General features: G+C 38.7%; 11 protein-coding genes. 10 read left to right on the plus strand and 1 reads right to left on the minus strand.

The genetic code is table 11. The features are described 5' to 3' along the window. Window positions 1-9: 9 nt before the first annotated feature. The 7 genes from rbfA (at window position 10) to EO116_RS04485 (ending at window position 6,967) form a co-directional block, all read left to right on the plus strand. Entirely contained in the window at window positions 10-372 is a 363-nt protein-coding gene (gene rbfA, locus EO116_RS04455; protein ID WP_127160807.1) for a 30S ribosome-binding factor RbfA, read from the plus strand. Next, window positions 359-1,300: a bifunctional oligoribonuclease/PAP phosphatase NrnA gene (locus tag EO116_RS04460; protein ID WP_127160808.1), complete on the plus strand. Its 942-nt coding sequence runs from the start codon at window positions 359-361 to the stop codon at window positions 1,298-1,300. The genes rbfA and EO116_RS04460 overlap by 14 nt, the downstream gene beginning before the upstream one ends. Continuing rightward, window positions 1,300-2,199, plus strand: a complete 900-nt coding sequence (gene truB / locus EO116_RS04465; protein WP_127160809.1) for a tRNA pseudouridine(55) synthase TruB — start codon at window positions 1,300-1,302, stop codon at window positions 2,197-2,199. Before EO116_RS04460 ends, truB begins: the two co-directional genes overlap by 1 nt. A 250-nt stretch (window positions 2,200-2,449) precedes the next feature. Further along, window positions 2,450-3,391, plus strand: coding sequence for a bifunctional riboflavin kinase/FAD synthetase (locus tag EO116_RS04470; RefSeq protein WP_127160810.1), 942 nt, complete (start codon window positions 2,450-2,452; stop codon window positions 3,389-3,391). Between the two features lie 11 nt (window positions 3,392-3,402). Next, the gene (locus EO116_RS04475; protein ID WP_127160811.1) at window positions 3,403-4,170 is read left to right on the plus strand and encodes a shikimate kinase; all 768 of its coding nucleotides are present in this window, start codon (window positions 3,403-3,405) and stop codon (window positions 4,168-4,170) included. Beyond that, the gene (locus EO116_RS04480) at window positions 4,167-6,314 is read left to right on the plus strand and encodes an ATP-dependent RecD-like DNA helicase (RefSeq protein ID WP_127160812.1); all 2,148 of its coding nucleotides are present in this window, start codon (window positions 4,167-4,169) and stop codon (window positions 6,312-6,314) included. The genes EO116_RS04475 and EO116_RS04480 overlap by 4 nt, the downstream gene beginning before the upstream one ends. After that, window positions 6,314-6,967, plus strand: coding sequence for a ComF family protein (locus EO116_RS04485; RefSeq protein WP_127160813.1), 654 nt, complete (start codon window positions 6,314-6,316; stop codon window positions 6,965-6,967). Before EO116_RS04480 ends, EO116_RS04485 begins: the two co-directional genes overlap by 1 nt. A gap of 3 nt (window positions 6,968-6,970) precedes the next feature. Here the strand turns inward: EO116_RS04485 and EO116_RS04490 are convergent, their stop codons facing one another. Then, the gene (locus tag EO116_RS04490; RefSeq protein WP_127160814.1) at window positions 6,971-7,573 is read right to left on the minus strand and encodes an HD-GYP domain-containing protein; all 603 of its coding nucleotides are present in this window, start codon (window positions 7,571-7,573) and stop codon (window positions 6,971-6,973) included. A 740-nt stretch (window positions 7,574-8,313) separates the two neighbouring features. On the opposite strand from EO116_RS04490, the gene EO116_RS04495 reads away from it, so the two are divergent. From EO116_RS04495 to EO116_RS04505, 3 genes are all read left to right on the plus strand, one after another. Then, window positions 8,314-9,129 carry a basic amino acid ABC transporter substrate-binding protein gene (locus EO116_RS04495; protein ID WP_370447264.1) on the plus strand — a complete coding sequence of 272 codons (816 nt, stop codon included), beginning with the start codon at window positions 8,314-8,316 and terminating at the stop codon, window positions 9,127-9,129. 64 nt (window positions 9,130-9,193) lie between these two features. Then, complete coding sequence (locus tag EO116_RS04500; protein WP_009372151.1) at window positions 9,194-9,877, plus strand: amino acid ABC transporter permease; 684 nt, start codon at window positions 9,194-9,196, stop codon at window positions 9,875-9,877. Then, on the plus strand, window positions 9,874-10,596 hold the full coding sequence (locus EO116_RS04505; RefSeq protein ID WP_127160816.1) for an amino acid ABC transporter ATP-binding protein: 723 nt from the start codon (window positions 9,874-9,876) through the stop codon (window positions 10,594-10,596). The genes EO116_RS04500 and EO116_RS04505 overlap by 4 nt, the downstream gene beginning before the upstream one ends. Window positions 10,597-10,943 lie beyond the last annotated feature (347 nt).

Consider the following 10,943-nt stretch of genomic DNA (forward strand, 5'->3'; position numbering starts at 1 on the left):
GAGGTATCCATGAGTGAAGTTCGTGTACGAAAATTACAAGAGTTTATTAAACAAGAAGCAAGTCAAATCTTATTGCGTGGGTTGAAAGACCCTCGCATCGGATTTGTTACTGTTACCGATGTACGTGTCACAGGTGATTTGCGAGAAGCAACTATCTATGTGAGCTTATTTGGCAGTGAGGCGGAGAAACAGCAGTCTTTAGAGACTTTGCGCAGAAGTGCTGGTTATTTCCGATCTGAATTAGGAAAGGTGCTTCAATTGCGCCACATTCCTAGCATTGCCTTTGATGCAGATACATCCTTAGATTACAGCATGCACATTGAAGGCTTATTAAATTCTATTAAACAAGAGGAAAATAATGGCGAAAATTAGTATTGATCAACTGAAAGCATCGATTGATACAGCCCATTCCATTCTTCTTACTGTTCATGTTAGTCCCGACGGAGATGCTATAGGCTCTATGCTTGCTATGTATGAAGCCTTGATAACGCAAGGGAAAGCAGTTCGTATGGTAGTTGATGATGTAATTCCTGAAAAGTTTTCTTTTCTTCCTCTATGCTCTAAGATTGAGCCTATTGAAAGTTTAGAAACCGGTTATACATCGGATATGCTACTCATTTTGGATGCTAGCACATTTGAACGAATTGGAGAAGTAGGTGTACGAGTGAGTGCACCTACTTTTAATATAGACCATCATATTTCTAATACAGAATTTGCAGACGGCTTATATTTGCGTCCAGATTTTTCTTCTACTGGAGAAACGGTGGCGTACCTATGTAAGATATGGAATTGGGAGATTACCCAATCGATGGGACAAGCTTTGTACATGGCGATGGCTACAGATACAGGGTTCTTTAAATTTTCCAACACTACAGCCCATACTATGGAAATGGCAGGCCTATGTTTGCAAGCGGGAGCACAACCACATGTGATTTCCGAAGCCATAGAAATGGTGGAACCAGGTCGCATAGAAGTGATGAAAGAAGTGTTAGACAATGTATCTTTTCATCATGCAGGACAAGTGGTATCTATGTCGTTAACATTTCCTTTGATGGAACGCATTGGAGATGATACCGATGGGTTTGTGGACATGATTCGAAATATCAAGGGCGTGGACGTGGCTATCGTGTTGAAATCTAAAACGGAAACCTTGACACGTGCTAGTATTCGTAGTAAAGTGCGTGATGCAAATCAAATTGCTAGTCACTTTGGCGGAGGTGGACATATTCGAGCAGCCGGTTGCTCCATCGAAAGTCCTATTCACGAAGCATTAGAACAAATCTTAGCGGTGATTGATTAATGGATGGAGTTATTTCTTTAATTAAGCCACCAGGTATTACGAGCCATGATGCCATCGGCATTTGTCGACGTATTCTGAAAGAACGACGTATCGGTCACAGTGGGACCTTGGATCCACTGGCGTACGGAGTGTTGCCGATCTTTGTAGGAAAAGCCACACGTGCCATTGAATACACAGAATCCATCGGTAAGACCTATGTGGCAGAATGTAAATTTGGTGTTGAAACAGATACAGAAGATAGCACAGGCAATGTGCTACGGACTATGGATATTTCTGAGCCTCCTAGTTGGAACGAACTAAAACAAGCAGTGCAGTCCTTCCAAGGCTCGATTGAGCAACGACCATCTAAGTATTCTGCTATCAAAATCAATGGGCAACGGGCCTATGACTTAGCACGTGCAGGGGTGGAATTTGAATTACCAGCTCGTTTGATTCAGATCTACAACATTGAGCTACTCGCCTATGCATTTCCATTCTTTACCATTCGTGTACGGTGTTCTGCGGGCACCTATGTGCGTGCTCTGTTACGGGATATATGTCATCAATTGAATTTATGTGGTATGATGACACAACTATGCCGTACCGCAGTAGGACAATGCAACATTGAACAGTCTGTAACCATCGAAGAACTAGAAATGCTGGTGGAACAAGTCGTACAGCCAGTAGATACTTTGCTAACGCACTTGCCAGCGGTGTATATCAACGATATTAATCGAACACGCTTGGTGCAAGGGAAACAAGTTCCGATTCATACAGTGAAACTGAATGGAGCTTTCTGTGTGTCGCCAGATGAAATCCCAGTCGATACATTAGTGAGAGCTTATGATGCAAATGGGTTTATGAGTATCTTGCGACGACTGGATGATACTTTGAAGGTAGAAAAAAATATATACATATAACATAGGTATAAGAAATGGTCAGGAACCTTAGGGGAGCCTGACCATTTTCTTGTGTATACTATTGATAGAAAAGCATCTTATATCACGTGTATCATACGGAATAGGATATTACAAATAAAACTGTATAGGTGATATTGTATTTCTTTCAGAGAAATACATGTATACACTTTCTATAGTCTACGGTTGTGTTATAATAAAGAGTACACTGAAATAAAAGTTCTATTTCATATTTCAAAAGATAAGGATTAGTATGAATATTTTATATACGATATCAGAGTTAGATACGATACAGGAACCCATAGTATATGGCATGGGAACCTTTGATGGACTGCACTTAGGTCATCAATCGATTATTAAGGAGGTCTGTGATAGCGCAAAATCTTGTCATGGAGTTTCTGTGATTGTTACCTTCGATGCGCATCCATTTACTATATTACAGCCGAAACAAATTCCACCTCGTTTGTTACAACGAGAAGAACGGTATGATATGTTAAAGACTATGGGTGTTGATTATGTGCTGGAACTTCCCATGACTCAAGAATTAGTTGCTCAGTCAGGGGAAGATTTTATTCATGGTTTATGTGCTCATCGTGATGTACAGAAAATAGTAGTAGGTGCAAATTTTAATTTTGGATATAAGGGCTTGGGAAATTCAAAGATGATTCGAGAATTATATCCATCTATTGAAGTCCATGATCAAGAATTGGTACGCTATGATTGGATTGATGCGCCTATATCTAGCACTGCTATACGCAGTAGCATTTTACGTGGTGATATTGAACTGGCAAATCAAATGCTAGGTCGCCCGTATCGTTTTACAGGTACTGTAGTAAAAGGAGATCAACGAGGTCGTACTTTGGGATTCCCTACGCTAAACTTTCATTTTCCAGATACTATGGCAGCGCCTGCTGATGGTGTGTATGTAAACCAAGTATACATCGGAGGCAAATGGTACGGAGCAGTGGGGAATATGGGAGATAATCCAACCTTTACCAATCAATACCATCGTTTTGAAACTCATTTATTTGATTTTTCCGATGATGTGTATGGAGAAGTGGCTACGGTAGAATTTCTTGCTTTTATCCGAGGAGAAGTTAAGTTTGATTCTCTGCAAGCCCTTATCGATCAAATGGAAGATGATAAGGCCTTTGCATTAGACCATTTACATAGTACGATCTATAAAAAATTCTAAGGAGTATATTCATGAAATTACAAGAAAGTCGCAAAAAAATTGATGCTATTAATAAAGAGTTAATTCGATTGTTTGAGGAACGTTTGAGCATCGTCGTAGATATTGCCAAATATAAAGAAGAGCATCAGATGAAAATTCATGATGTACAGAGAGAACAGGAAATCCTTGCGTCGGCTGTACAAGCATTGGAAAACCCTGAGTTAGAGGATTATGCAAAAGAATTTATGAATGAGGTAATTCGTATTTCTAAAGATTATGAAAAGAATCATATTCATCAACATATTTTCTTAATTGGTATGCCTGGGGCGGGTAAAACAACCATAGGTAAGGCCTTAGCGCAAGCATTGGGATTAGAGTTTTTTGATGTGGATACAGAAATTCAAGAGCGTACTGGAAAATCTATCCAAAATATTATTATTCATGATGGAGAAGATGAATTCCATCAATTAGAACTTAATGTCATTCAAGATTTGGTGAGCAAAAAAAGTGCCAGTGTCATTGCCACAGGCGGTGGTACGGTATTGTGTGATGCCACGGCTGAACTGATGCGTGAATCTGGTTATGTAGTATTGATTCAACGCGATGTAAAACAAATTCTTGATGATTTAGATATGGAAATTCGCCCATTATTGAAAGAAAGTATTGAATATATTTTCCGCTTGTATGAAGAACGTCAACCGATTTACGAGCGTGTGAGTCACATCAAAATTGAAAATATTAGCAATGTAGCAGACGTGGTGCAAGCTGTCATTTCTGCTTTACCTAATGCATCCCTATGATCACACTATTAGGGACGGTTTACCGTGTAATCTATAAGTCTCCTCAAGAGGATTATTGCGTATTTGTATTACGAGACTATCAAGAAGATACCCATACTTGTACCGGTAATATTACACCTCCAAAGGTGGGGGAAGAAGTGGAAATAAAAGGTACCCATATCATCCATAAAAAATATGGCAAGCAGATTTCCGTTCAAAGCATACAACGTGTGATGCCAGATACTTTGGCGGGAGCCAGACGATATTTAGAAAGCTTGGGAGTGAAAGGCTTAGGGCCCAAATCATTGGAAAAACTGCTGGATTATTTTGGAATTTCGATTCTAGAGATTCTAAAAAAAGAAAATCCAATGGAGTTATTAGAAGTTCCTAATGTAGCGCTTAAAACAAAGCAAGAGCTGTATAAAGTATTGCTTGGGGAAGGGGTTCTCCAGGAAATTAATGACTTTTTTGCTAAGTACAATATGAGTAATCGTTGGAGCCGTCAACTCTATGAAATATACGGCGCAAAAACGATTGAAATGTTGCAGGATAATCCATACTATTTGTTGACCGTAGATACCAATTTACCATTTCATGTAGTGGACCATTTTGCAGAGGAGTTAGGATTCCCTGTTGATAATCCAAAGCGCATCGATGCAGGTATCCGATTTACCATGGAACAGATAGGATCTTCTGGACATTCTTGCATGCCCATAGAGGAATTGATGGTGCAGTTGTCGAATCTATTAGGTGATGACTATATCGATGTGATCGTAGACAGATTAGAAACTTTAATTGAAACAAAACGATATGTACAAGTAGATCACGATGATGTACTGTATATTTACCACCCTACGGTCTATCGAGCAGAAGTAGACAGTGTAGATTTCACAGAAGCTTTCCTAGATAATGCTGTACTACCTTTATTGGACGGTGACGATTTCTGTAAAAGTTACGAAATCAAACACTCCATGGTATTAGGTGAAGAACAAAAAAAAGCTATACATATGGCGCTTAGCCATCGATTTTCTATTATCACTGGAGGTCCAGGTACAGGAAAGACCACTATTATCAAAGCCTTAGTAGAAGGGTTCCAGCGAGGGAATTTAAAACGTATTGTTCTCTGTGCACCAACAGGGCGTGCCACAAAACGATTGTCGGAAGCGACGGGCATGGAGGCTTTCACTATTCATCGTTTGTTAGAACCAGAGTTAGAAAATAATGCGTATATCTTTGCTCGTAACCAGGATGAACCATTAGAAGTAGACGTAGTTATCGTAGATGAATCATCTATGCTTAATTTGGAGCTTTACTATGCTCTGATACAGGCGATTCCACCTAGCGCCTATGTAGTGCTTGTAGGGGATGTGGACCAATTGCCGCCTATTGGTGCAGGTTTTATTCTACGAGATATGTTGAGTAGTTCTGTAATACCTTATCAAGGGTTAACGCAAATTTATCGTCAGCAAGAGGGAAATCGCATCATCGATAATGCGTACGCCATCAATCATGGGGACATGCCCAATCTATCGAGTTGTGATGAATTTCAATTTGAAAGTGCTCATGATGTGGAAAGTGTCCTATTAGCGGTTACTAAGCATTATCGAGAGGAATTACAGTACGTAGAGTCTGATCTAGATATTCAAATCGTTTGTCCTATGCGTAAAGGCCCTATAGGAAGTGCAGCGATTTCTAACTATTTGCAAGAGGAGTTGAATCCAAAACGAAGTGGTCAAGAAGAGCTGAAAGTAGATGGAAGGGTGTATCGCGTTGGTGATAAAGTAATTCAAATGGAGAATAACTACGACCAAGATGTATATAATGGAGAAATTGGCGTTATTACGGATATTCTTGGGAAACAAGTGCATGTGAAATTTCCAGATAAATCGATGACTCTTGATGAAGAAGATATGATGACGATGGCACTTGCTTATGCTATTACGGTTCATAAAGCACAAGGTAGTGAATATGAACGCATTATTCTGCCATTTATTTCTGCCTATAATGTGATGTTACAGCGAAATTTACTCTATACAGCGATTACACGCGCTAAGGATAAGGTGTTACTCATCGGTAGTGAAACGGCTGTAGATACAGCGGTAAATCGAGTCGATACAAATTATCGGTATACATTATTTAAGGAACGCTTAGAGGGGGCGATCTAATGAGGTTATGGGACGTATTGTGTCCACCCACTTGTATCCATTGTGGTAAAGATGTATATACTCAAGGTGAGTGGTGTGATGATTGTTTGCAAGCAGTTATGCATGAACGTTGTATAATGGGTCCAAAATTTGCTTCTTTAGAATGTATATATATTCTAGCAGATTACACAGGTGGTATTAAAACCATGCTACACGATATAAAATTTAACAGAAAAAAGGAGCGAGCTCTAGGAGCCGCTCCTTTTTTACAACATTTTGCAGTTACTTGTTCGGATATGAAATATGTACCAACCATTGTTGTGCCCATTCCCATTAGCGAAAGCAAACGGAAGCAACGGGGATATAATCAAGTAGATATGCTGTTTAAAGATTGGGTCGGTCAACAAAATTGGAAATGGGTGGACCTATTGGTAAAGTTAGATGGTTCTAAACCTATGTGGACATTGACAAAGCAAGAACGACGAAAAAATATGAAAGGTCATTTCTTAGTTCGTCCTGCTATGGCGGATTCCTATGTAGACAAAGAAATCAGTATATTACTAGTGGATGACATCTATACAACAGGGGCCACCTTGCTAGAAGCGGCAGAGACAATTCATGTTGTCTTACCTAGAGCAAAGATAAAGGCTCTCACTTTAGCAAGTGGAGCCTGATGATTATCCTAATATTTCTATGAATGCTTTTACCACATCTGGATCAAATTGCGTGCCAGAGTGTCTAAATAGTTCTTGTTTAATCTCGCTACGAGGTTGTAGCGTTGTATCTGAAGATGGGTCGATGGCCGTTACGTAGTAATCAGCAATACCAATGATGCGAGCTCCTAATGGAATATTGGCACCTCGTAAATGTTTCGGAAATCCTGCGCCATCCCAACGCTCATGATGGTATTTAATGTAAGGAATGATAGGTTGGCAACATGGATAGTTTTCAATCATGCTAGCCCCAAATACAGGATGTTGCTTGTATTTGGACAATTCCTGACGATTAAAGTAAGGAAACTTCATCAAGACTGTAGAAGGCAAGCAAATTAAGCCTAAATCATGTAAACATGCTGCGTGGCGAATTAATTCGATTTCACCTTTTGGCAATCCCATTTTAGCAGCAATGGCCACAGCGTAATTGGCGACTTGCACTGAATGCACATATAAAGTTTGGCTTTTCATTTGAATCATCTGTAAGAGTTGTAAGGTAACTAACTCTAAGGTGCTTTTATCTTGTTCGTAAGCTCCTGATTCTTGAATTAATGATAACATAAACATGTGCAAACCCTTCCTAACTAATAGAAACGGTGTACTCTCTTTTGGAAAACCACCGTTTTTATATTCTTCATTTACTTAAGTACACACATTATACAATAAAATTTTATCCTTGAATATACCCTACAGAGTGGACAAAAATGTACTGAAAAGTTCTCATCATTGTTATAAAAAGTGAGAATGTGATAAGCATGGGATGTAGCAAAGTTGATGTATATTTGATGAAAAAAAGCAAGTCTTTTTTCCGAATGTACTATATAAAAATGATATAAGTGGAATGAAAAAAATCATGATGGTTTCTCAGTGACAAAAGTAAAAAATATAGATATAATAAGAGTACATAACGGGTCTGTGGTTGAAAGTCGAGGCCAGTCGCAGGCGAAACGATCCACATAAGCAATGAGAAATTGTGAGCATGGTGCGGCTTAGATGTAAGACCTGCCGACAGTAGATGTCGAGAGGAGTAGTAGTGGGGAGCACAGCTTAAGAGCGAACCTTCCAGCAGGCGAGTGTGGGGGCAAAGACCAGGTCAGCCGTATGAAACACAGCAGAAATTGTTCTGCTGTGTATTTTTTATGCTTTTTTTGCATGACAGTCTTTGAATATAGGGAATAGAATATATTACATATATCATTTATTAATAAAAATACATAAAATTTGCAAAAATATGTTGACTAAATATTCATACAGGTGTATAATTAGTGAATAAGATAAAACATTAAGTTATATAGTAAAGGAGAAACATCATGAAAACAAATGTAAAAAAACTAATATGTACTGGATTATTAGCCTTAGGTGTAGTAGCACTACTAGGAGGATGTGGTTCTCAAGGGGGAAATCAAGCACAAAAAGAAAGTGTCTTAAAGATAGGCACTAATGCAACGTTTGTGCCATTCGAGTTTAAGCAAGAAGGTTCCGAAGAGTTGCAAGGCTTTGATATCGATGTAGCCAAAGAAATTGCAAAACGGACGGGTAAGACTATTGAATTTAAAAATGTTCCTTTTGATGCTCTAGTACCAGCTTTAGATAATGGTGAGATCGATTTAGCAGCATCTGGGATGACTATCACAAAAGCACGGATGGAAAAAGTTGGTTTCAGTATGCCTTATTATGAATCTGGTATGGCTGTGGTTGTCAAAGAAACTAGTGCTATTAAAGGCTTAGATGATTTGGCGGGTAAAACAATTGCTGTACAAATGGGCACTACAGGGGCAGACTTAGCGAGCAAAATCAATGGGGCTATGGTAAAAAACTTTGACCATACCAGCGATGCTTTGCTAGAACTACAAAATGGTGGTGTAGAAGGGGCCTTAATTGATTTGCCAGTGGCACAGTATTACGTAGCTAAACATAGTAATCAACACTTAACAGTCATCGCTTATCCAAATACGAAAGAATACTTTGGTTTAGCCATGAATAAAAAAAATAAAGACCTAGTAGATAGTGTAAATAAAGCATTGACAGAGATGAAACAAGATGGTACTTTAAATAAGATTTACCAAACATGGTTTAAAACTGACATGCCTAAGGATATTCCCGTGACATATGAAGGAAAATAATGTACTATATAAGGAGGCTTTGTGCCTCCTTATCTGTGTTGAATGAAAGGATGGATAGGTAACGATGGATTTTAATTGGCAGTTAATTGTCGACTCTTTACCCCTGTTAATTGGAGGGGCTGGAATTACGATTCAAATTACCCTCATGAGTGTGGGCTTTGGTTTCTTTATTGGACTGGTAGTGGCGTTGATGAATTTATCACGATTTAAAGTGATTCGTCTCATCGCAAAATGTTATGTAGAATTATTCCGTGGTACACCACTATTAGTACAAATCTTCATGATTTATTTCGGTGGTCCTAAATTGTTGGGGGCTATCGTTAATGCCAATGGTGCGCCAGAACCAATTGGACCGTATTTAGCAGCTGTATTGGCATGTTCGATTAACTCTGGTGCCTATGTATCTGAAATTTTCCGTGCCGGCATCCAATCCATTAATAAAGGTCAAATGGAAGCAGGTCGCTCCTTAGGATTAACTTGGTTCCAAACGATGCGCTATGTAATCATGCCACAAGCTTTTAAAGCCATCATTCCACCATTAGGCAATGAATTTATAGCCATGTTGAAAGATACTTCCTTAGTGGCGGTAATCGGTTTTGAAGAATTGACACGTCGTGGACAATTAATTATCGCTCGTACCTATGGTTCCTTTGAAATCTGGACAGCCGTAGCGGTGATTTACTTGATTATGACGTTAACCATTTCCCGACTCGTAGCGTACTTAGAAAGGAAATATAATATCAAATGATTCAATTACAGAATGTACATAAATACTTTGGACAATTACATGTCTTAAAAGGCGTTTCAACAGAAATCGAGGCTGGTGAAGTAGTGGTCATTATTGGACCATCCGGTTCTGGTAAAAGTACTGTATTGCGCTGTATGAACTATTTAGAAGAACCAACACAAGGTGACGTGATTGTAGATGGTAAGAACTTAAATGTGAAAGAAAATATCAACAATGTACGTGCTGAAGTGGGCATGGTGTTCCAACGATTTAATCTATTCCCTCATATGACCGTGCTAGATAACATTACTTTAGCACCACAAAAAATTAGAGGACTTTCAAAATCTGAAGCGGAAAGCATTGCTCATGATTTATTGGGAAAAGTAGGTCTATCCGACAAAGCAGAGGCGTACCCAGAACAATTATCCGGAGGCCAGCAACAGCGTGTAGCCATTGCTCGTGCATTAGCGATGAAACCAAAAGTGATGCTTTTTGACGAACCTACCTCTGCTCTAGATCCAGAAATGGTTAGCGAAGTACTAGACGTTATGAAAGACCTAGCTAAAGAGGGGATGACTATGGTCATCGTTACTCATGAAATGAGCTTTGCCAAAGAAGTAGCTACTCGCGTATTATTTGTAGATGGTGGTGAGATTTTAGAAGAAGGCACACCAGCTGAAGTGTTTGATACACCAAAACATGAACGAACAAAATCGTTCTTGTCAAAAGTCATTCGATAAGTATAAGTTTGTTGTCAGATTTTTGGAACAACAAATTTAGTTTGTCTCTTATAAGAAATGTTATTTCAAATATGCAAAAACAACTACCCTATCTATGGAGTTTCCTGTGTAGGGTAGTTTTTGTTTGCTGTTGTTTATATTTCTGAATGAATTTCAATGTATTCCGATGTATTTCAATAGATTGGTATATATGGCTATATATGTATGCGTTTATATGCTCTAATATAATATATACCACCTATTATCTTAGAAAATAATAGGTGGTATATGGGTTAAAAGTTTTGAGTACTATTCTATGTGCATTTGTATAATGTATGTTGAATAAATTATGCAAAAAGAATAAATAT

This window comes from Veillonella sp. VA137 (assembly GCF_003992015.1).
In the GTDB taxonomy this organism is placed as follows: domain Bacteria; phylum Bacillota; class Negativicutes; order Veillonellales; family Veillonellaceae; genus F0422.